This window comes from Kitasatospora sp. NPDC058190 (assembly GCF_042883685.1).
In the GTDB taxonomy this organism is placed as follows: domain Bacteria; phylum Actinomycetota; class Actinomycetes; order Streptomycetales; family Streptomycetaceae; genus Kitasatospora.
Window position 1 is genome coordinate 1 of the sequence record NZ_JBHVVI010000139.1, and the last position, 21,397, is coordinate 21,397.

General features: G+C 73.9%; 14 protein-coding genes, 1 pseudogene and 1 riboswitch. Of the genes and pseudogenes, 13 read left to right on the forward strand and 2 right to left on the reverse strand.

The window, feature by feature from the left end:
• The 3 genes from ACFVWU_RS38560 to mfd form a co-directional block, all read left to right on the forward strand.
• A partial coding sequence (locus ACFVWU_RS38560) for an SUKH-4 family immunity protein (protein WP_387629861.1) occupies nucleotides 1-1,289 on the forward strand: 1,289 nt, incomplete at its 5' end.
• A gap of 265 nt (nucleotides 1,290-1,554) precedes the next feature.
• Complete coding sequence (locus tag ACFVWU_RS38565; RefSeq protein ID WP_387629863.1) at nucleotides 1,555-2,922, forward strand: hypothetical protein; 1,368 nt, start codon at nucleotides 1,555-1,557, stop codon at nucleotides 2,920-2,922.
• Nucleotides 2,923-3,660: 738 nt separating this feature from the next.
• Nucleotides 3,661-7,290, forward strand: coding sequence for a transcription-repair coupling factor (gene mfd, locus ACFVWU_RS38570; RefSeq protein WP_387629865.1), 3,630 nt, complete (start codon nucleotides 3,661-3,663; stop codon nucleotides 7,288-7,290).
• 124 nt (nucleotides 7,291-7,414) lie between these two features.
• On the opposite strand, the gene ACFVWU_RS38575 is transcribed toward mfd, so the two are convergent.
• Nucleotides 7,415-8,059, reverse strand: a complete 645-nt coding sequence (locus tag ACFVWU_RS38575) for a DUF4352 domain-containing protein (RefSeq protein WP_387629868.1) — start codon at nucleotides 8,057-8,059, stop codon at nucleotides 7,415-7,417.
• 206 nt (nucleotides 8,060-8,265) lie between these two features.
• Between ACFVWU_RS38575 and ACFVWU_RS38580 the strand changes: the two genes are divergently transcribed.
• The 4 genes from ACFVWU_RS38580 (at nucleotide 8,266) to ACFVWU_RS38595 (ending at nucleotide 14,311) form a co-directional block, all read left to right on the forward strand.
• Nucleotides 8,266-10,434, forward strand: a complete 2,169-nt coding sequence (locus tag ACFVWU_RS38580) for an N-6 DNA methylase (protein ID WP_387629870.1) — start codon at nucleotides 8,266-8,268, stop codon at nucleotides 10,432-10,434.
• 138 nt (nucleotides 10,435-10,572) lie between these two features.
• A complete protein-coding gene (locus ACFVWU_RS38585) occupies nucleotides 10,573-11,265 on the forward strand; it encodes a hypothetical protein (RefSeq protein WP_387629872.1) in 693 nt (230 codons plus the stop codon).
• Nucleotides 11,262-12,914: a protein kinase gene (locus ACFVWU_RS38590; RefSeq protein WP_387629873.1), complete on the forward strand. Its 1,653-nt coding sequence runs from the start codon at nucleotides 11,262-11,264 to the stop codon at nucleotides 12,912-12,914. The genes ACFVWU_RS38585 and ACFVWU_RS38590 overlap by 4 nt, the downstream gene beginning before the upstream one ends.
• Before the next feature lie 359 nt (nucleotides 12,915-13,273).
• Complete coding sequence (locus ACFVWU_RS38595; protein WP_387629875.1) at nucleotides 13,274-14,311, forward strand: MazG family protein; 1,038 nt, start codon at nucleotides 13,274-13,276, stop codon at nucleotides 14,309-14,311.
• 4 nt (nucleotides 14,312-14,315) lie between these two features.
• On the opposite strand, the gene ACFVWU_RS38600 is transcribed toward ACFVWU_RS38595, so the two are convergent.
• A complete protein-coding gene (locus ACFVWU_RS38600; RefSeq protein ID WP_387629877.1) occupies nucleotides 14,316-14,741 on the reverse strand; it encodes an SDR family NAD(P)-dependent oxidoreductase in 426 nt (141 codons plus the stop codon).
• A 267-nt stretch (nucleotides 14,742-15,008) separates the two neighbouring features.
• Here ACFVWU_RS38600 and ACFVWU_RS38605 point away from each other — a divergent pair, with 267 nt between their 5' ends.
• The 6 genes and pseudogenes from ACFVWU_RS38605 (at nucleotide 15,009) to ACFVWU_RS38630 (ending at nucleotide 21,290) form a co-directional block, all read left to right on the forward strand.
• Entirely contained in the window at nucleotides 15,009-16,298 is a 1,290-nt protein-coding gene (locus tag ACFVWU_RS38605; RefSeq protein WP_387629879.1) for a cytochrome P450, read from the forward strand.
• Nucleotides 16,299-16,508: 210 nt separating this feature from the next.
• Nucleotides 16,509-16,675: riboswitch (cyclic di-AMP (ydaO/yuaA leader) on the forward strand.
• Nucleotides 16,676-16,679: 4 nt separating this feature from the next.
• Nucleotides 16,680-17,477 (forward strand): transglycosylase family protein, encoded by a 798-nt coding sequence (locus ACFVWU_RS38610; RefSeq protein ID WP_387629880.1) that lies wholly within the window; start codon nucleotides 16,680-16,682, stop codon nucleotides 17,475-17,477.
• Between the two features lie 266 nt (nucleotides 17,478-17,743).
• Entirely contained in the window at nucleotides 17,744-19,033 is a 1,290-nt protein-coding gene (gene eno, locus ACFVWU_RS38615) for a phosphopyruvate hydratase (RefSeq protein WP_387629882.1), read from the forward strand.
• A gap of 190 nt (nucleotides 19,034-19,223) precedes the next feature.
• On the forward strand, nucleotides 19,224-19,694 hold the full coding sequence (locus tag ACFVWU_RS38620; protein WP_387629884.1) for a septum formation initiator family protein: 471 nt from the start codon (nucleotides 19,224-19,226) through the stop codon (nucleotides 19,692-19,694).
• A pseudogene (locus ACFVWU_RS38625) lies at nucleotides 19,666-20,193 on the forward strand (DUF501 domain-containing protein); the annotation flags it as partial. The gene ACFVWU_RS38620 and the pseudogene ACFVWU_RS38625, both read left to right, overlap by 29 nt.
• Nucleotides 20,194-20,354: 161 nt before the next feature.
• The gene (locus tag ACFVWU_RS38630) at nucleotides 20,355-21,290 is read left to right on the forward strand and encodes an exopolyphosphatase (RefSeq protein ID WP_387629886.1); all 936 of its coding nucleotides are present in this window, start codon (nucleotides 20,355-20,357) and stop codon (nucleotides 21,288-21,290) included.
• Nucleotides 21,291-21,397: the final 107 nt, after the last annotated feature.

The window sequence follows — 21,397 nt, forward strand, 5'->3', positions numbered from 1 at the left end:
CAGCGGCGGGCCTGCGCGGCGGTGACGCCCCGGCCCCGGCCCCGGCCCCGCAGAGCGCGCCCGCCGCGCCCGCGGCCGGGATCGCGTACGAGGCGACCCAGCTGGCCAGCGCGATCGACCCGGCGTTGCTCGGCGGCCCGGCGGACCCGGGCACCCCGCCGTCCGGCGGCCCCGCCGTCCCGCCGCCGCCCGGCGGTCCGGCCGCCCCGGCCGTGGGCGCGGCCGGGTACGGCTACCCGAACGCGGGCGCCGCGCCCGGGGTCGTCCCTCCGACCCCGGTCACCGGCCCGCCGCAGGGCGCGCCCGTACCGCCCGGGGTCCCCGCGGTCGGCCCGGGCTACTTCGCCGCGCTCAGCTACCGCGGCCCGGACGGCTCGGAGCAGAAGCTGCTGCACCGCAGCGAGCCCGGCACCCCGCACCCGGAGTGGAAGATCCTGCAGGACCTGCGCCGACTGAACGTGCCCCCGGAGCAGGTGCTGGAGCTCTACACCGAGCTGGAGTCGTGTGATCTGCCCGGCGGCTACTGCAACCGCATGATCGCCGCCTCCTGGCCGAACGTGCGGCTCACCCACACCGCCCCGTACGGCCGTGACCACGCTTCCCGGCAGGCCGGGATGGCCGAGCTGCTCGACCACCTGGACGAGCTGCACCAGCTGGCCTCCGGCGCCCAGCGGGTCCGGCCGTTCCGGGTGCCGCTGCCCGCGCCGGGGACGGTCCAGCCGCTGCCCCCGGTGCCTCCGCAGCAGCTCGCCCAGGAGGTCGGTCAGGCCTTCGGGCAGAACCTGTTCCGCTACGAGCAGCGCGCGGTCTCCCGCCAGGGCGTGCCGGAGCCGGTGTCGCAGAGCCTGATGTGGGCCGGGCTGCCGCGCGACTTCGGGCCGTTCTTCTGGGCCCAGGCGCAGGAGGGCCGGCCGATCCCGACCCTCGCCGAGCTGGCCGCCGAGCGCGGCCTGCCGGCGGCCCCGGACTTCGGCGGCTACCTGGTGCTCGGCAACGACTACGGCCGTCAGCTGTGCGTCCAGTACGGCACCGCGAACGTGGTCGCCGTGGACATCGACGGAACCGGCCAGCCGCCGCGCTTCGTCAACAGCGGTGTACCGGAGTTCGTCCGCGCGCTGGCCCTGCTGGGCCGGATGTGGCGGCTGCGGTACGGGCTGACGCCCGAGCAGGCCGGTCGCTGGACGACCGACTTCCAGGCGCAGCTCGCCGCGATCGACCCGGCGGCCCTGCAGAACGCCGACACTTGGTGGGCCGTGCTGCTGGAGCAGTTCTGGGACGGCCTGCTGTAGCGGACCGTCGCGGATCCTCGCAGGTGGGGAGGGGTCGTTCCGGTGTCCGGAACGACCCCTCCGGCATGCTGCGGCAGCCCTGCCTCGTTGGGTTTCGTCCGGATCTGCGCAAAATAGGTCAAGAGGATGGGTCCATCCGTCCGGTCCTCGACGTATTCCGGTCCGCATGACGACCGAATCCGGCCCCGGCTTCCGAACCGGTTCCGGATCCGGCCGTTCCGTCCGATCATGGGCTCCGCAGCCCGCGAAACGAGGGGAAGAGCCCATGAGCGACGCCGTCCCCCAGTACGGCTTCACCCAGGCCCGGCGCGGTTACGCGCCCGAGCAGGTCGACCGGGCGCTCGCCGCCCTGACCGCCCAGCGCGACGAGGCGTGGGAGCGGCTGAGTGTCCTGGGTGCCGGGATCCGGCAGATGGAGGCCCGGCTGGCGGACGTCCGCCGCGCCGCCGACGAGGCCCCGGAGCCGGATTATGAGGTGCTCAGCGAGCAGGCCGCGGCACTGGCCGAGATGGCGCGGAACGAGGCCCGCGCCGTGCAGGAGAAGGCGGAGCGCTTCGCCGAGGACCTGCGCGACGAGGTCTACGAGGCCGGGCAGGCGCTCGACAAGGCGGCCAAGGAGTACTCCGTCACCACCCGCACGGAGGCCGACGCGGCGGCCCGCCGCACCGAGGAGCGCACCCGCGCCGAGGCCGAGGGACTCCGGGCCGAGGCCGACCGGGAGAGCCGCTCCGCCCGGGACAGCGCCACCGCCTACGCCGCCAAGGTCCGGGTGGCCGCCGCCGAGACCAGCGAGCACGCCGAGGCCGAGCTGGCCGCCAAGCGCCGCAAGGCCGACGAGACCTTCGCCGAGGCCCAGGCCAAGGCCGACACCGAGGACGCCGAGGTCTCCGAGACCGCCGAGCGCCGGGTCAAGGAGGCCGAGCAGTACCGGGAGACCGTGCTCAACCAGATCAAGCAGCTGGAGACCGACGCCCAGGCCAAGGCCGACCAGCTGATCGAGCAGGCCCGCCGGGAGGCCGAGAAGACCAACGCGGAGAGCGAGCGCGAGCAGCGGGCGTTCGACACCCGGCTGGAGACCGTCCAGAAGCACCTGGACCACATCAAGGCGACGCTGGCCTCGCTCACCGGCGCGGCGGTCGGGCAGATCGAGCCCGTGGAGGAGGCGGTCGAGGGCGGCGCCCCGGCGGACGCGGTGGCGGATGCGGTGCCGGTGGACTCGGAGGCGGACACCGGGGAGGTGCCGCTGCCGAACCTGCGGAAGGCCTCGGTGACGGCTCCCGCCCCCGCCCCCGCTCCCGTGCCGGCTCCGGCGCAGACCCCGGAGAAGTCGACGGCGGTGCTGCGGCAGCCGGTGGTCGGCGGGCCCGCCGCCGGTGTCAGGGCCGATGCGGCCAAGGCGGAGGGGACCGGGGCCGATGCCGCCGGACCGGTGGTGACCGGCCCGGTCGTCCCGGCCGCGGTGCCGCCGGAGCCGGCCGCGTCGCCCGAGGTGGCGGCCGACCGGGACGGCGCGCAGGGCGGCGAGGGCGTCGGGGAGTCCGAGGACGAGACCCGGATCGTCCCGAAGATCATCATCGTGGACGACGGCAGTGGCTACGAGGCCCCCAACGCGGTGGCCTACCGCCGTCGCTGACCCGCAATCCGTGCCCTCACCCGCGATCAGCCGGGTGAGTCGGGCGTCCTGGGCCCTGACCGCCTCCTTGCGGGCGGTCGGGGTCTCCGCGTCGCGCTCGATCGGTCGACGCCGGTAGCGGTCCTTCGAACGACTCCCGTGGTGGCGGTCCGGCCTTCGCCGACCGGGCGGGTGTGGACGTCCGAGCCGACCTGCGGGTGGACCGAGCGGTGAACGGGTGGACGAAGCGCCGCTGCCGAGACCCGTGGCGCCCTCCAGGAAAGGGCGCCACGGTTCCCGGCGCTTTGGCGGGCGCCCCCACCCAGGGCCGCCCGGCCTCGCACCTCCGACCCCCATCGGGGGTGCGACAGTGCCGCCACAGCCATCCCCCACGGTTGGGTGCGGCGGGCACGTTCACCATGGTGCGCGATCTCCATGGACGGCCAGTGACCGGAGTATGTCCAGTTCGTGGCGGATGGCGGAGCCCGGATGTCGACCGGCGCCCGGCTGGTTCGTCCGCCGGCCGTCCGGCGTTCCGTCCAGTGGTTCGTCTGCGGTCGTGTCCCTGACAGTTGTGGGGTCGCGGCCACCGGTTCGTCCCCGCCCGGCCCCGCCGGGGTCGTACACCGCGTGCCCGTCCGTGCCGCGGCGTAGGCTGGAGACCCCCGGCCGCTCGGCGCGCCGGGCCGTTCGCGTTGCCCCGGCGGGCCTTCGCCGCCCGGAGGCAGCACCAGCCACGGGACGAAGAAGAGACCCCAGATGAGCCTGACCGGACTGCTCGATGTCGTGGCGCGCGACGCGGCGCTCGCCGAGGCGATCGACGCGGCCACCGCCACCGGAGCCGCGGCCGGCGGCCGCCGCCACCTGGACCTGGTCGGACCGCCCGCCGCCCGGCCGTTCGCCATCGCCGCGCTGGCCCGCGCGCTGGCCGGGCAGGCCGCCGGCGACCGGGGCCGCCCGGTGCTCGCCGTCACCGCGACCGGCCGGGAGGCCGAGGACCTGGCCGCCTCGCTGCGCTCGCTGCTGCCCGCCGACGCCGTCGCCGAGTACCCGGCCTGGGAGACCCTGCCGCACGAGCGGCTGTCGCCCCGTTCGGACACCGTCGGCCGTCGGTTGGCCGTGCTGCGGCGGATCGTGCACCCGCGGGCGGACGACCCGGCGGCAGGGCCGGTGCAGGTGATCGTCGCCCCGGTCCGCTCGGTGCTGCAGCCGCAGGTCAAGGGGCTGGCCGAGCTGGAGCCGGTGGCCGTCCGGCGCGGTGAGTCGCACGACCTGGAGGAGGTGGCCCGCCGGCTCGCCGCGGCCGCCTACGCGCGGGTCGAACTGGTCGAGAAGCGCGGTGAGTTCGCCGTTCGCGGCGGCATCCTGGACGTCTTCCCGCCGACCGAGGAGCACCCGCTGCGGGTGGAGTTCTGGGGCGACGAGGTCGAGGAGATCCGCTACTTCAAGGTCGCCGACCAGCGCTCGCTGGAGATCGCCGAGCACGGTCTGTGGGCGCCGCCCTGCCGCGAGCTGCTGCTGACCGACGAGGTGCGGGCGCGGGCCGCCGAACTGTCCGCCGCGCACCCCGGGCTGGCCGAGATCCTGGACAAGATCGCGGAGGGCATCGCGGTCGAGGGCATGGAGTCGCTGGCGCCGGTGCTGGTGGACGACATGGAGCTGCTGCTCGACGTGCTGCCGCTCGGCTCGGTCACGGTGGTCTGCGACCCGGAGCGGGTCCGCACCCGGGCCGGCGACCTGGTGGCGACCAGTCAGGAGTTCCTGCACGCCTCCTGGGTCGCGGCGGCGGCCGGCGGGGACCGGCCGATCGACCTGGAGGCCATCGACGTCTCCGCCGCCTCGCTGCGCTCGCTCGCCGAGGTGCGCGAGCACGCCGACGAGATCGGGCTGCCCTGGTGGTCCGTCAGCCCGTTCGCGACCAGCGAGTCCTCCGTCGACGGCATCCTGGAGTTCGATGCCAACACGCTGACCCTCGGCATGCGCGCCGTCGAGGCCTACCGGGGCGACACCGCCCGGGCGATCGCCGACGCCAAGGAGCGGCTGGCCGCCGACTGGCGGGTCGTCATGGTGACGGAGGGCCACGGGCCCGCCTCCCGGCTCGCGGAGGTGCTGGGCAACGAGGGCATTCCGGCCCGGCTGGTCGCCGACCTCGCCGAGGCGCCCACCCGGGACGTCGTCCACGTCTCCTGCGGCTCGATCGAGCACGGCTTCGTGGACGAGAACCTGAAGCTCACCGTCATCACCGAGACCGACCTGTCCGGCCAGAAGTCCTCCACCAAGGACATGCGCCGGATGCCGTCCCGGCGCCGCAACGCGATCGACCCGCTGGCCCTGGTGGCCGGCGACTACGTCGTCCACGAGGCACACGGCGTCGGCCGGTACGTCGAGATGGTGCAGCGCACCGTCCAGGGCGCCACCCGCGAGTACCTGGTGCTGGAGTACGCCCCCGCCAAGCGCGGCCACCCCGGCGACCGGCTGTTCGTGCCGACCGACCAGCTGGACCAGGTCACCAAGTACGTCGGCGGCGAGGCCCCGACGCTGCACCGGCTCGGCGGCGCGGACTGGGCGAAGACCAAGCAGCGGGCCAAGAAGGCGGTCAAGGAGATCGCCGCCGACCTGATCAAGCTGTACTCGGCGCGGATGGCCGCGCCCGGGCACGCCTTCGGCTCGGACACCCCGTGGCAGCGCGAGCTGGAGGACGCCTTCCCGTACGCGGAGACGCCGGACCAGCTGACCACCATCGCCGAGGTCAAGTCGGACATGGAGAAGTCCGTCCCGATGGACCGGCTGATCTGCGGTGACGTCGGCTACGGCAAGACCGAGATCGCGGTGCGGGCCGCGTTCAAGGCGGTGCAGGACGGCAAGCAGGTGGCGGTGCTGGTGCCGACCACCCTGCTGGTGCAGCAGCACTTCTCCACCTTCGCCGAGCGGTACGCCAACTTCCCGGTCAGCGTGAAGGCGCTCTCCCGCTTCCAGACCGACAGCGAGGCCAAGGCCGTCCTGGAGGGGCTGTTCGAGGGCTCGGTGGACGTCGTCATCGGCACCCACCGGCTGTTCTCCTCCGAGACCAGGTTCAAGGACCTCGGCCTGGTCATCGTCGACGAGGAGCAGCGCTTCGGCGTCGAGCACAAGGAGCAGCTGAAGAAGCTGCGCGCCAACGTGGACGTGCTCACCATGTCCGCGACCCCGATCCCGCGCACCCTGGAGATGGCGGTCACCGGCATCCGCGAGATGTCCACCATCACCACCCCGCCGGAGGAGCGGCACCCGGTGCTGACCTTCGTCGGGCCGTATGACGAGAAGCAGATCTCGGCCGCGATCCGGCGTGAACTCCTGCGCGAGGGCCAGGTGTTCTACATCCACAACCGGGTGGAGTCGATCGACAAGGCCGCCGCCCGGCTGAAGGACCTGGTGCCCGAGGCGCGGATCGCCACCGCGCACGGGCAGATGGGGGAGACCCAGCTGGAGAAGGTCGTCGTCGACTTCTGGGAGAAGGAGTTCGACGTCCTGGTGTCGACCACGATCGTGGAGTCCGGCATCGACATCTCCAACGCCAACACCCTGATCGTCGAGCGCGGCGACACCTTCGGCCTCTCCCAGCTGCACCAGCTGCGCGGCCGGGTCGGGCGCGGTCGCGAGCGTGGCTACGCGTACATGCTGTACCCGCCGGAGAAGCCGCTCACCGAGACCGCGCACGAGCGGCTGGCCACCATCGCCCAGCACACCGAGATGGGCGCCGGCATGTACGTCGCGATGAAGGACCTGGAGATCCGCGGCGCGGGCAATCTGCTCGGCGGCGAGCAGTCCGGGCACATCGCGGGGGTCGGCTTCGACCTCTACATGCGGATGGTCGGCGAGGCGGTGGCCGAGTTCCGCGAGTCGCTGGCGAACGGCGGCGAGCCGGAGGAGGAGCCGCTGGAGGTGAAGATCGAGCTGCCGGTCGACGCCCACGTGCCGCACGACTACGCGCCCGGCGAGCGGCTGCGGCTGCAGGCCTACCGCTCGATCGCGGCGGTCAACTCGGAGGCGGACATCCAGCAGGTCCGGGACGAACTCGTGGACCGCTACGGCAAGCTGCCCGAGCCGGTGGAGAACCTGCTGCTGGTCGCGGGGCTGCGGCTGTACGCCCGGCGGTGCGGGATCTCGGACATCACCCTGCAGGGCTCGAACATCCGCTTCGGGCCGGTGGAGCTGCGGGAGTCCCAGCAGCTGCGGCTGAACCGGCTCTACCCGCGCAGCCAGGTCAAGGCGGCGGCCCAGCAGCTGCTGGTGCCCCGGCCGAGCACCGGCCGGATCGGCGGCAAGCCGCTGGTCGGGCGGGAACTGCTGGGCTGGTGCACGGAGTTCCTGTCGGCCATGTTCGACGACCTGGCCGGGGCGAAGAAGTAGCACCGGTTGGTCGGTGGTTCACGGCGGTCTCGGGCTCTGCCCGGGGCCGCCGTGCCGTCTGTCCGGGGCCTTGTCCGGGGCCTGTCCGTCCGGCGCGCGGTGGTGCGCGCTGTGAACGGAGGCATCAGCCGATCTTCCACTGGCCGATCTGGCTGGCGAAGCCGTTGTCCAGGGCGAACTGGACCTTGTCCAGCTTGGCGTCGTTCGGGACCTCGAAGGTGACGAAGCCCTTGCCGGTGTCACCGGGGGCGATGTTGGTGGGGGTCTGGAAGGCCGGGCCGGCCTTGGTCTCCGCGAGGCTCGCGCCGTAGGCCTGGCCCTGGGTGTCCACGACCTTGGCGCTGCTGAACGGGGCCTCGGAGTAGGCCTGGGCGCCGGTGGCCTTGATCTGGAACTGCACCGCGACGTAGCGCTTGCCGTCGGCGGGCTTGAGGTACTCGTTGGCGCTCTCGGCCGGGTCGACCACCTTCACCGCGGTGACGTCGGCGGTGTTTCCGGTGTCGGTGCTCTTGAGCGCGATGGTGTCGGCGACCTTGGCGGGGGCCTTGGGGGTGTCGGTGGACTTGCCGGCCGCGCCGCCTGCGGCGGGCTGGGCGGAGCCGGGGGCGGCGGAGGCGGCCGCGGTCTGCTTCGCCTCGGTCGAGACGGAGGCGCCGCCGGTGGAGTTGCAGGCGGTCGCGGTGAGGGAGACCAGCGCGGCGCCGAGCAGCAGGGCGGCGGTGCGGCGGGTGCGGCGGGCGCTGGTGGTGCGGCGGGCGGTGGCGGACATGGCTGTTCTCCCTGTGGTCGACGGTGCTGGTGGCTGCCGCCCCTGCTCGGTGGCGACGGGGAAATCACACCACCAGTCGTGAACCATGTCAATGGAATTTTGCGAAAGAGCTCTGTTCACACGTGAACGGAGCCGGAGAGTGGTGTCGCTATGCTGTGCGGTCACAGCGCCGTACCGCGCGGTCACCCCGATCGAAGGAGCCTCCCGTGCCGGACCGCCCCGAAGTGACCGCCGTCGAGATCGCCCGGCTGGCCGGCGTCGGCCGCGCCGCGGTCAGCAACTGGCGCCGCCGCCACCCCGACTTCCCCCGTCCGGTCGGCGGCACCGACACCAGCCCGACCTTCGCGCTCGACGAGGTCGAGTCCTGGTTGCGCGCCCAGGGCAAGATCGCCGAACTCCCGCTGCTGGAACGGGCCTGGCAGCTGATCGACACCCTGCGCGACCCGGCCGGCCACCCCGCCGCCCCACTGGTCGACGCCGGCGCCGTGCTCCTGCTGCTGCACCGCGCCCCCGGGCGCTGGGCCGAACTCGCCGACCAGCCCGACACCCGGCTCGCCACCGCGCTGCCCCGCGTCCTCGCCGACACCGCCGTTCACACCTTCGGCCCGGACGGCCCGCGCGACCTGCGTCTGCCCAACCTGCTCGGGAGCACCCAGCTGGACCTCGCCCGGCTGCTCGCCGCCCTCGCGGCCGAGGCCGGTCCGGCGGGCGCGTACGAGCAACTGCTCACCCGCCACGCCGAGGCCAACACCCGTCAGCTCAGCCCGACCCCGCCGGAGGCCGCCGAGCTGCTCGCCGCCGTCGCCGGAGTCCCCGCCACCGTGCTGGACCCGGCCGTCGGCCTCGGCGCCGTCCTGCTCGCCCACCCGCCGACCACCGGCCGCTACGGCCAGGACGCCGACCCGGTCGCGGCCGCCCTCACCCGGCTCCGGCTCGCCCTGCACACCCCTGCCGACGAACCCGGCCCGCTCCCGCTCGACCTGCGCACCGGCGACTCCCTGCGTGCCGACGGCTACCCCGGGGACACCTTCGACGCGGTGCTCTGCCAGCCCCCGTACAACGAACGTGACTGGGGCCACGACGAGTTGCAGTTCGACACCCGCTGGCTCGGCGGCCTGGTCCCGCCGCGCGGCGAGTCCGAACTCGCCTGGGTGCTGCACTGCCTCGCCCACACCCGCCCCGGCGGCCTCGCCGCCCTGCTCCTCCCGCCGGCCGTCGCCGCCCGTCGGGCCGGCCGCCGCATCCGGGCCGAGCTGCTCCGCACCGGCGCCCTGCGCGCCGTCATCGCGCTGCCCGCCGGAGCCGCCCCGCCGTACGGCGTCCCGCTGCACCTCTGGGTGCTCCGCGCCCCCAAGCCGGGCGACGACTTCCGGCAGGTCCTGCTGGTCGACGCCGGGGCGGCGCCGGCCGGTCCGGCCCGGACCGCGGGTCCGGCGGCCGCGGAGGGCGGTCGGGACAAGGTGGACTGGCCCGAACTGCGCCGGGTCGTCCTGGACTCCTGGCGCGGGTTCGACCTCGCCGCCCGTGAGGGCCTGCCGGTCCCCGCCGACCGCCCCGGGGTCCACCGGGCCATGGCCGCCATCGACCTGCTGGACGACGAGACCGACCTCTCCCCGGCCCGACACGTCCCGCCCGCCGTCCGACTCGGCGGGGTGGCCGAACTCTCGCACCTCGGCGCCCGGTTGGCCGAGCTGCTGGACGGCCTGGCCGACCCGGTCGGGCTGCTCCCGCAGCCCGGTGCGGAACCGGCCGCCGGCACGGCCCCGGCCGGCGCGGTCACCGTGGGCGAGCTGGTCCGCAGCGGCGCGCTGGAGGTGCACTCCTCCGGCACCGGCGCCGCCACCCGTCCGGCCGGCGCCGCCCCGGGCGGCACCCCCGTGATCACCGACCGGGATCTCGCCGCCGGCGCCCCGCCCAGTGCCGTCCTCGCCGCCACGGACGCCGCCGGCGCCACAGGCACCGCCGGGGACGTCCGCACCCGCCCGGGCGACGTCCTGGTCCCCGCGCTCGGTGGCGGCGCCGCCCGCGTCGTCCCCGCCGAGGGCCCGCTGGTCGGCGCCGCCCTCGGACGCCAACTCCACCTGCTGCGGCCCGACCCCGCCGCGCTCGACCCGGAGTTCCTGGCCGGCCAGTTCCGGTCCACCGCCGGCACCCGGCGCGCCGCCAGCCACGCCACCACCACCGCCCGCCTCGACATCCGCCGCGTCGAACTGCCCCGCCTCCCGCTCCCCGCCCAGCGGCGCCTCGGCGCCGCCTTCGCCCGCCTCGCCGCCTTCGACACCGCCCTCACCCAGGCCGCCGCCCTCGGCCACACCCTGGCCCGGGCCGCGACGGACGCGCTGGCGACGGGTGTCCTGGCACCGCCGGAGGACTGACGTCGGTTCAGTACCGGCCAGGCGTCGGCTCGGCATCGACCGGACCGAAGGACTCCGGGGCCGCCGGGCCGGGCGGTACGGTGTGCTGGGCCGTCCGTGTCACGGTCGGCGCCGGTTCCCTCCAGCTCAGGAGCACACATGTCAGGGCAGCAACCCGGGCCGTACGGACCGACGCTCGGCGGCCCGCCGTACGGCCCGGTGCCGGTTCAGGGCGCGTTTCCGGGGGCAGTTCCGGGGGCCGCCCCGGCTGCCGGGCGGGCCCCGGTCCCGGGCCGGTTCGGGGTGACCCTCCGGGTGCTGTGCGCGCTCGCCCCGCTGCTGTCCTTCGGCCTGCTCGGCGCGGTCCCGGCACTGCTGCTGGCGGTCCGGCGCAAGCGGGCGTACGACATCGTCGGCGCGGTGGTGTTCTGCGCGCTGCTGCTGACGCTCATCGTCTCCGCCGGGATCGCGGGCAGCCTCAAGGACCCGACCGCCGACCTCACCGGCGAGATCGCCCTCGGCGTGCTGTGGTTGACGCCGACCGCGCACTTCCTGGTGATGGACAGCCGCGCGGTCTGGGAGGCCGGCCGCCCCGCGTCCAAGGCCCTGGCCTCGCCGACCGTTCCGCAGACCGCTCTGTCGTACGGGCCGCCGGCCGTTCCGCAGACCGCTCCGTCCTACGGGCCGCCGGTCGGCTCGCCGTACGCGGCCACCGTGCCCGGGTACGGCGTCCCGGCAGCGGCCCCCGCCCCGGCCCCCGCCCCGGCCCCCTCCCCGGCCGCCGAAACGGCCCACGACCTGCGTGAACTCGGCGAACTGCTGCGACGTCAGGCCGGCGAGGGCGGCTCGTGACCGGCACCAGGCTGATCGCCGGACGCTACCGGCTCACCGACAAGATCGGCCACGGCGGCATGGGCCAGGTCTGGGCCGGGCAGGACGAACGGCTGCACCGCCCGGTCGCCGTCAAACTGCTCCGCCCCGAACACCTGCTGCCCGGAGGCTCCGGCAGCGGGTTCGGCACCGGCGCCACGAGCACCGAACGCCGCCGTCACGGCGACGAGTTGAGTCGCCGCTTCCTGCGCGAGTGCCGGGTGACGGCCGCGCTCGACCACCCCGGCCTGGTCACCGTCTTCGACGCGGGCGAGGACGAGGGCGAGCTCTACCTCGTCATGCAGCGCATCCCCGGTGTCAGCCTCGCCGACCTCATCGCGGAGGACGCGCCCTTCCCGGTCGAGCGCGCGGTGGCCGTCGCGGCCCAGCTGTGCGGGGCGCTGGCGGCCGTCCACGCCATCCCGGTGGTCCACCGCGACCTCAAGCCGAGCAACGTCATGGTCCGCGCGGACGGCCGCACCGTCCTGCTCGACCTCGGCATCGCCACCGCCCTCGACACCGAGACCACCCGTCTCACCCTCACCGGCGTGCCCATCGGCAGCCCCGCCTACATGGCCCCCGAGCAGGCGCTCGCCGCCACCATCGACCCGCGCAGCGACCTCTACTCGCTGGGCTGCCTGCTGCACGAGATGCTCTCCGGCGAGGAGCCCTTCCGGGCGCCCACCGCCCTCGGCGTCCTGCGCCGACACGTCGACGAACCGCCCGTCCCGCTGCGCGAGTTGCGCCCGGAAGTTCCGCAGTCGCTGGAACGGCTGGTCCTCGACCTCCTCGCCAAGGAGCCCGCCGACCGCCCCGCCGACGCCCAGACGGTGTACGCGCAGCTGCTCCCACTGCTGCCTCCGGCCGAGGGCGCGCCGCAGCCGCGCCTCACGCCGCTGCCCGACCCCGCACGCCCCTTCCGCTACCCGCACCAGCCGCAGCCGCAGCCGTCGACCGTGGCGGCCGCCGCCCCGATGGTCCGCTCGGAGCCGAGGCCGTTCCTCGTACCTCCCGCCCCCTCGACACCTCCCGCCGTCCCCTCGGGCCCGGACCTCGGCGCGGAGTGCGCCCGCCTCTCCGACCTGGTCGACGCCGGACGCCACGCCGAGGTCCTCGGCCTCGCCGCCGGCCTGCTGCCCCGCGCCGAGGCCGACCTCGGCGAGAGCGCGCCCCTGGTCCGCACCATCCGCACCATCTACGCCCGCACCCTCCTCCACGAGGGCCACCCCCAGCAGGCCCTCCCCGAGTACCGCCGCCTCGCCGCCACCGCGGACGGCGGCCCGCACGGCCCCCAGGGCCTCGACCACCGCTACCGCGCCGCCCTCTGCCTCGACCGACTCGGCCACGGCCCCGAAGCCCTCGCCGAGTACCAGGCCCTGCTCGCCGCCCACACCGCCCGCCTCGAATCCGGCCTCGACACCGACCCCGAGCGCGCCTACGACCTCCGCGAGCGCATCGGCCTCCACCTCGCCGCCACCGGCGACTCCCAGAACGCCTGGCACTGGCTCCTCCAACTCCTCCTCGAACGCGAACGCCGCGACGGCCCCCACCACCCCGCCGTCCGCCGCCTCCGCCAATCCCTCAGCACCCTCCAGCCCCACCACTCCACCCCCTGGCCCCCCACGCGCTGACCCCCCCGACCTGCATCTGCGGCAGCTGGGAGCCGGTGCGCTCGGGTCTGACCTCGCTCGTCGTGTTGGCTCCGGCTCCTTGCCTCTGGTTGTCCGCTGTCCTCGCCGGTCGCTCGGTGTCAGCCGTCTGTCGCTCGTGGAGGAGTGGGAGGTCGACGGGTTCGACTTCCCGTGCCAGTCGGTGGGTCCAGCCTGGCGGTCCGCCAGATCGGGGCCCGATTTTCCGTGGGCGCCGGAGGGCGGTGGGTCGGGTTGAGCGTGTCGTTCGGGAGCCGGGGGCGGGGGCGGGAAGCCGGCGGGGGCGACGGGCCTGCCCGCGGCCCGGCCCGTTCCGCCGGGGGGGCGGGTAGGTTCGAGGTGTGACGACGAATGCTGCGCCGGTGAACACACCGGGCGCGAAGTTGATCCTGCTGACCACCACCCACCGGGTGGCTCCCGGGTTGCTGGCGTGGCCGGCGTGGGAGGCGTTGCGGTCGGCCGGGCGGGTGTTGGTGGGGGAGGAGGGGCATCCGCAGGTGGCCGCGGTGCGGCAGGCCGGGGTGGCGGTCGAGGTGGCGGCGGCGGAGTCGGCGCCGGCCCTGGCGCGGATGCTGACCGAGCAGCCGGCCGGGGCGGGGCCGACGGTGTGGCTGGGGAGCCCGGACGGGGACCCGGGGCTGACGGACGCGCTGGCGCGGCTGGCGGTGGAGCACGCCGGGGAGGTGCCGGAGATCGAGGTGCTGCCGGGTTCGTACGACCTGCCCGGTTCGCGGCTGCTGGACCTGGTGTCGGTGATGGACCGGCTGCGCTCGCCCGGCGGGTGCCCGTGGGACGCCGAGCAGACGCACGAGAGCCTGGTGAAGTACCTGGTCGAGGAGGCGTACGAGCTGGTCGAGGCGATCGAGGAGGGGGACCGCGACACGCTGCGCGAGGAGCTGGGCGACGTGCTGCTCCAGGTGTTCTTCCACTCCCGGATCGCCGAGGAGCACCCGACCGGGCCGTTCACCATCGACGACGTGGCCGGGGACATCGTGGAGAAGCTGGTGTACCGCCACCCGCACGTGTTCGGGGACGTCGAGGCCGAGGGCGCCGCCGAGGTGGAGGCGAACTGGGAGCAGCTGAAGGCGGCGGAGAAGACGGACCGGGAGTCGGTGCTGGACGGCGTGCCGGCCGGGCTGCCGGCGCTGGCGTACGCGGCGAAGCTGGTGTCCCGGGTGCGCCGGGCGGGGTTCGAGGGCGTGCCGGACGAGCCGTACGAGCTGCCGGCGGAGCTGACCACGGAGTCGGCGGGCCGGTTGCTGCTGGCGGTGGCGCAGCGGGCGCACGACGCCGGGGTGGACGTGGACGCGGCGCTGCGCTCGGCCGCGCGGGGCTACCGGGACGCGGTGCGCGCGGCCGAGGGGCTCAAGCCGGAGTAGCGGCTCAGGCCGCCGTGGCGGTGTGCCCGGTCGGGCGCCGCTGCGGCGGGACGAGCTCGCCGATGGCCTCGCCGACCAGGGCGAGGAGTTCGGCGAGGCGCTCAAGGTCGAGGTGGTCGGGCAGGTCGGCGAGGGAGACGACCCGTTCGCCGTTCGGGCCGGCGACGCAGAAGAGGTCGATCGGACCGAGGTGCTTCTCGGCGGTGTCGACCAGGGCGGCGACGTCGCTGGGGCGGCGGATGTCAGCGGCGACGCCGACGACGGGGCAGCCCGGCCGGTCGAGTTCGGCGGCGAGGTCCTCGGCGACACCGACGTGGGTGTCGGCGATCAGCATCCCGGCGGCGCCGGCCGCGGTGAACCGGCGGGCGAGGCCGGCTCCCGAACCGCCGTCGAGTACCGCGATGACGACGACTGCCCCGCTGACCCGCATGGTCTGCTCCTCCCTGTGGGCGACACCGCACCGGCGCCCACGCACACTGCGGAGGATCGTAGGCACGACCTGACCCTCCGCAACAGGGATTACCCCGCAGGTGACCAGACTCACGCCTGCCACCCGGCCAAGAGCTGTCCAAGAGCTGTCCACGGACCGTCCACCGGCCGTCCACGGAGCGTTGGTGACCCGCTCGCGCGCCGTTCGCGACGTGTTGACGGTCGGGAACGGTCAGGACGCGCCCGACCCAGCGGTTACGGTCGACCCATGCCTGCTCAGCCCGACGCCGCCCAGCCCGCCCCGCAGCTCTTCACCTGGGAGTTCGCCGCCGACCCGTACCCGGCCTACGCCTGGCTGCGCGAGCACGCCCCGGTGCACCGCACCAGGCTGCCGAGCGGCGTGGAGGCCTGGCTGGTGACGCGGTACGCGGACGCCCGGCAGGCGCTGGCGGACAGTCGGCTGTCGAAGAACCCGGCACACCACAGCGAGCAGGCGCACCGCACCGGCCGGGTGGGCATCCCGGGGGAGCGGCAGGCGGACCTGATGACCCACCTGCTGAACATCGACCCGCCGGACCACACCCGGTTGCGCCGGCTGGTGTCCAAGGCGTTCACGCCGCGCCGGGTGGCCGAGTTCGAGCCGCGGGTGCAGCAGCTCACCGACCGACTGATCGACGGTTTCGCGCAGCGCGGCTCGGCGGACCTGATCCACGAGTTCGCCTTCCCGCTCCCCATCTACGCGATCTGCGACATGCTGGGCGTGCCGGCCGAGGACCAGGACGACTTCCGTGACTGGGCCGGGATGATGATCCGCCACGGCGGGGGCCAACGCGGCGGCGTGGGGCGGGCGGTGAAGCGGATGCGGGCGTACCTGCTGGAGCTGATCCACCGCAAGCGGGCCGATCTCGGTGACGACCTGATCTCCGGCCTGATCAGGGCCAGTGACCACGGCGAGCACCTGACCGAGAACGAGGCGGCCGCGATGGCCTTCATCCTGCTGTTCGCCGGTTTCGAGACGACCGTCAACCTGATCGGCAACGGGACGTACGCGCTGCTGCGCAACCCGGGGCAGCGGGCGCTGCTGCAGGAGTCGGTGGTGCGCGGGGAGACCGCGCTGCTGGAGACCGGGATCGAGGAACTCCTGCGCTACGACGGGCCGGTGGAGCTGGCGACCTGGCGGTTCGCGACCAGGCCGCTGACCATCGGCGGGGTGGACATCCCGGTGGGCGATCCGGTGCTGGTGGTGCTGGCGGCGGCGGACCGCGACCCGGCCCGGTTCGCGGACGAGAACACCCTCGACCTGGCCCGAACCGACAATCCCCACCTGGGGTTCGGGCACGGCATCCACTACTGCATCGGCGCCCCGCTGGCCCGGCTCGAAGGACGCGCCGCGCTGGCCACGCTGCTTTCCCGACTGCCCGATCTGCGACTGGCCGAAACTCCGGAGAATCTCCGGTGGCGGGGTGGCCTGATCATGCGTGGATTGCGCGAACTTCCGGTCGAATTCAGTCCCGAGATCCGGTCTCCGCACGCCCTTCCTGAGGCTCCGACACGCTGACTTGGCGTCGGTGACGCGCTCCTGATGGCGGTGTGAACACCCATCAATCCGGACAAACAGGCGCAGTTGGTAGGCGATTGATCACGTGCCGTAATTCCGGTGTGATGTCGACGATATGAGCTTGTGATTGGTCTGAGGATCTGTCTAGTCTCCCTGGAGTTCGCAGCTGCGGACCTCGTGCGCGGAACGCCGAATCCTGCCCGCCGCGCCACGGGAAACCGACCAGACCCTTGGGCAGGGGCGGGGGAACCAGGTTTGTTGCCGTCCTCCACGGCTTGGGGTGAAGCCGCCCGAGCGGAACGTTTCCGCACGTGGCGGCCGGGCCACCTCCCGGTCCGAACCCGACAGCTCACCTCGCAGGCGTGCGGAGAGGGACCCTTCATGCTGTTCGTTGGAACTGGCCGTCACCGTCGTCGCACCCAGGCCGAGAAGGCCATCGCCGTCGCCGGTGTGGCCGGCGTCGGACTCGCGATGCCGCTCCTCGCCGCCACCGGCGCCTCCGCCGCCCCGGCCTCCTCCTGGGACTCCGTCGCCCAGTGCGAGAGCGGCGGCGACTGGAGCATCAACACCGGCAACGGCTTCTACGGCGGCCTGCAGTTCACCTCCAGCACCTGGAAGGCGTACGGCGGCACCGCCTACGCGCCGCAGGCCAACCAGGCCAGCAAGGGCCAGCAGATATCGGTCGCCGAGAAGGTGCTGGCCTCCCAGGGCCCGGGCGCCTGGCCGGTCTGCTCCGTCAAGGCGGGCCTGAGCAAGGGCGGTGCCCCGGCCGTGGTCGACACCTCTTCGGACGCCAAGCCGCAGTCCGCCCCCCAGCAGCAGACGCCCAAGCAGCAGGCCCAAAAGCCGCAGGCCCCGAAGCAGCAGACCCCCAAGGCGGACGCGAAGCCCGCCCAGCCGTACGCCCCGAAGCACGCCGCCCCGAAGCAGGCCGAAACGCCCGCGGAGCAGCCGGTCCAGCAGTACGTTCCCAAGCACGCCGCCCCGCGCGCCGCCCAGCCGGCCCAGGCCGCCCCGGCCGGCCACGACTACACCGTCCACTCCGGTGACACCCTGTCGAGCATCGCCGCCGCTCAGGGCGTGTCCGGCGGCTGGCAGGCGCTGTACGACGGCAACCGCGGCACGGTCGGCGGCGACCCGAACCTGATCATGCCCGGCCAGGTCCTGCACCTCGGCTGAACCGGTCCGCAGGACCTCGAACAACACCCCGGGGACGAAGGGGGCCGCGCCCGGCCCCCTTCGTCCGCATTCGTCCGCGCCGGGGGGACAAGCTGGGACAAGCAGGTGAACTACCGGGGGGTAGCAGGGCCACACGCTGAGACGGGACCGAGGCCAACGTGGCCCCGGGAGCCCGGGCGGTTAGGCTCTGGGTCGTAACGACTCCGCAATCGTCCTGCCGACAGCACCACCGTCAGCCGGACCCTGCTTCCGCAAGGAGATGCCTCGTGCCGTCCATCGATGTCGTCGTAGCCCGTGAGATCCTCGACTCGCGCGGCAACCCCACGGTCGAGGTCGAGGTCGGCCTCGACGACGGCAGCACCGGTCGTGCCGCTGTCCCGTCGGGTGCCTCGACCGGCGCCTTCGAGGCGCTGGAGCTGCGCGACGGTGACAAGAACCGCTACTTCGGCAAGGGCGTCGAGAAGGCCGTCCTGGCCGTCATCGAGCAGATCGGCCCGGAGCTCGTCGGCTACGACGCCACCGAGCAGCGCCTGATCGACCAGGCCATGCTCGACCTGGACGCCACCCCCGACAAGTCCTCGCTCGGCGCCAACGCCATCCTGGGCGTCTCGCTGGCCGTCGCGCACGCCGCCTCCGAGGCCAGCGACCTGCCGCTGTTCCGCTACCTGGGCGGCCCGAACGCGCACGTCCTGCCGGTCCCGATGATGAACATCCTCAACGGCGGCTCGCACGCGGACTCCAACGTCGACATCCAGGAGTTCATGATCGCCCCGATCGGCGCGGAGTCCTTCTCCGAGGCCGTCCGCTGGGGCGTCGAGGTCTACCACACCCTCAAGGGCGTGCTGAAGGACCGCGGCCTGTCCACCGGCCTCGGCGACGAGGGCGGCTTCGCGCCGAACCTGGACAGCAACCGCGAGGCCCTGGACCTCATCATGGAGGCGATCCAGAAGGCCGGCTACGTGCCCGGCCGTGACGTCGCGCTGGCCCTGGACGTCGCCTCCTCCGAGTTCTACCAGGACGGCGCCTACCAGTTCGAGGGCAAGGCCCTGACCTCGGCCGAGCTCATCGAGTACTACGCCGAGCTGGTCGCCGCCTACCCGCTGGTCTCCATCGAGGACCCGCTGGACGAGTCGGACTGGGACGGCTGGAAGGCCATGACCGTCAAGCTGGGCGACAAGGTCCAGCTGGTCGGTGACGACCTGTTCGTCACCAACCCGGCCCGCCTGGCCAAGGGCATCGAGACCGGCACCGCCAACGCGCTGCTGGTGAAGGTGAACCAGATCGGCTCGCTGACCGAGACCCTGGACGCCGTCGAGCTGGCCCAGCGCAACGGCTACCGCTGCATGATGTCGCACCGCTCCGGCGAGACCGAGGACGTCACCATCGCCGACCTGGCCGTCGCCACCAACTGCGGCCAGATCAAGACCGGTGCCCCGGCCCGCTCCGAGCGCGTCGCCAAGTACAACCAGCTGCTGCGCATCGAGGAGATCCTCGACGACGCCGCCGAGTACGCCGGCCGCGGCGCCTTCCCGCGCTTCCGCTCCGCGGACCAGTAGGCACAGTCGCTCTGCGGACCAGTAGGCACAGTCGCTCCGCAGGCGAGTGAGCACAGCAAGCACGAGGGCTGAGCAGCCGAGCCAGCGCAAGCCTGACCGGTGCCCCGCCGCACACCCCGTAGGGTGGACGGCGGGGCACCGTCGCGACCAGGAGGGGATACGGGAGATGGCTGGCTGGAGGATCCCGGGCTTGGCGGCCCGACCCCGGTTCACGAGCCGGGCGACCGTCCTCGTCCTGGTGCTCTGCTCCCTGGTGGCGATCCTCGCCTACCCGACGCGGCAGTTCATCTCCCAGCGCGCCGAGATCTCCGCCCAGCGGGCGAAGGCCGACCACGTGCGCCAGCAGGTCGACCAGCTGCGCCGGGACAAGGCCCGCTGGCAGGACCCGGAGTACGTCAAGGCGCAGGCCCGCGCCCGGCTGCACTACGCGGTGCCGGGGGAGACCCCGTACATCGCGGTGAATCCGGCCGGCCCGGCCGTCCAGCCCTCCGCGCCCGCCGCACCCGCCTCCTCCGGCGGTACGGCCCAGGCGGCCGCCAAGCCCTGGTACGCCAGCGTCTGGGACTCGGTGGACGCCGCCGACACCGTCGCGCTGGCCCCCGCGACCCCCAGTCCGCTCCCCCCGTCCCCCGTTGGAGACCCCACCCCCCATGACCACTGAGAACCACCCCGCCGTCTCCGACGCCGACGTCGCGGCCATCGCCGCCCAGCTCGGCCGGGTGCCGCGCGGCCTGCGCGGTGTCGCGCACCGCTGCCCCTGCGGCAACCCCGACGTCGTGGAGACGGCCCCCCGGCTGCCGGACGGCACGCCGTTCCCGACGCTCTACTACCTGACCTGCCCCAAGGCCGCCTCGCTGATCGGCACCCTGGAGGCGGAAGGCGTGATGAAGGAGCAGAGCGCCCGGCTCGCCGAGGACCCGGAGCTGGCCGCCGCCTACCAGAAGGCGCACGAGGACTACATCGCCCGGCGCGACGCGATCGAGGTGCTGGAGGGCTTCCCGAGCGCCGGCGGCATGCCGGACCGGGTGAAGTGCCTGCACGTGCTGGTCGGCCACTCGCTGGCGGCCGGCGAGGGCGTCAACCCGCTCGGCGACGAGGCGATCGGCATGCTGGAGGACTGGTGGGCCAAGGGCCCGTGCGTCTCCCCGGCCGAGGTCGAGGCGGCCGGTGAGCGGGTCGCCCGCAACCGCGCCAAGGAGCAGGACCACGGGGCCGTGATCGCGGCCAAGCAGCAGAAGACGGCCGAGCGCGCCGCCAAGAAGCGCGCCGCCGAGGCCGCGACCTCGGAAGCCGGCGCCCCGGAGCAGGAGTCCGAGTGAGCATGACCCGCGTGGCCGCGATCGACTGCGGCACCAACTCGATCCGCCTGCTGGTCGCCGACCTCGACCCGGAGACCGGCGCGATCACCGACCTCGACCGTCGGATGATCATCAACCGGCTGGGCCAGGACGTGGACCGGACCGGCCGGCTGCACCCGGACGCGCTGGCCCGCACCTTCGCGGCCTGCCGGGAGTACAAGGAGATCATCACCGGCTTCGGCGTCGGCCCCGAGCGCACCCGCTTCGTCGCCACGAGCGCCTCCCGGGACGCCGAGAACAGCGACGAGTACGTCAAGGGCGTGCGCGACATCCTGGGCGTCGAGCCCGAGGTGGTGAGCGGCGAGGAGGAGGCGCACCTGTCCTTCATCGGCGCCACCAAGGAGCTGACCAGCGGTCAGTTCCCCGCGCCGTACCTGGTGTTCGACCTCGGCGGCGGCTCGACCGAGTTCGTGCTCGGCGGGGCGGACGTGCAGGCGGCGCGCTCGGTGGACATCGGCTGCGTGCGGCTCACCGAGCGGCACTTCGGCGGCGCCGAGCTGCCCTCCGAGGAGCAGATCGCCGAAGCCCGGGCGCACGTCCGGGCCGAGCTCGACAAGGCCGAGGAGGTGGTCCCGCTGACCGGCGCGGCCACCCTGGTGGGTCTCGCGGGGACGGTCACCACGGTGTCCGCGATCGCCCAGGACCTGCCCGAGTACGACTCCGAGCGGATCCACCACTCCCGGATCAGTCGCGAGCAGGTCGCCGGGATCGCCCGCCGGCTGCTCGGCGCCACCCACGCCGAGCGCGCGGCCATCCCCTCGATCCACCCGGGCCGGGTGGACGTGATCGCGGCCGGGGCGCTGGAGCTGCTGGAGATCATGGAGCGGACCGGCGCCGCCGAGGTGGTCGTGAGCGAGCACGACATCCTGGACGGCATCGCCTGGAGTACGGCCTCCTGACGGCCGGCACGGCTTACGAAACCGGCCCCGGGGCCCCATAAGGGGTGGCGGGGCCGGGGCTGTCCCCGGCCCCGGCGGGAAAGTTACTGAAATTAATAAACTTGCTG

What these genes read in the sequence shown, in the direction of transcription:
- ACFVWU_RS38610 (WP_387629880.1), top strand. Translation starts at nt 16,680, where the DNA reads ATGCTGTTCGTTGGAACTGGCCGTCACCGTCGTCGCACCCAGGCCGAG.
- mfd (WP_387629865.1), top strand. Translation starts at nt 3,661, where the DNA reads ATGAGCCTGACCGGACTGCTCGATGTCGTGGCGCGCGACGCGGCGCTC.
- ACFVWU_RS38575 (WP_387629868.1), bottom strand. Translation starts at nt 8,059, where the DNA reads ATGTCCGCCACCGCCCGCCGCACCACCAGCGCCCGCCGCACCCGCCGC.
- ACFVWU_RS38605 (WP_387629879.1), top strand. Translation starts at nt 15,009, where the DNA reads ATGCCTGCTCAGCCCGACGCCGCCCAGCCCGCCCCGCAGCTCTTCACC.
- ACFVWU_RS38630 (WP_387629886.1), top strand. Translation starts at nt 20,355, where the DNA reads ATGACCCGCGTGGCCGCGATCGACTGCGGCACCAACTCGATCCGCCTG.
- ACFVWU_RS38565 (WP_387629863.1), top strand. Translation starts at nt 1,555, where the DNA reads ATGAGCGACGCCGTCCCCCAGTACGGCTTCACCCAGGCCCGGCGCGGT.
- ACFVWU_RS38585 (WP_387629872.1), top strand. Translation starts at nt 10,573, where the DNA reads ATGTCAGGGCAGCAACCCGGGCCGTACGGACCGACGCTCGGCGGCCCG.
- ACFVWU_RS38600 (WP_387629877.1), bottom strand. Translation starts at nt 14,741, where the DNA reads ATGCGGGTCAGCGGGGCAGTCGTCGTCATCGCGGTACTCGACGGCGGT.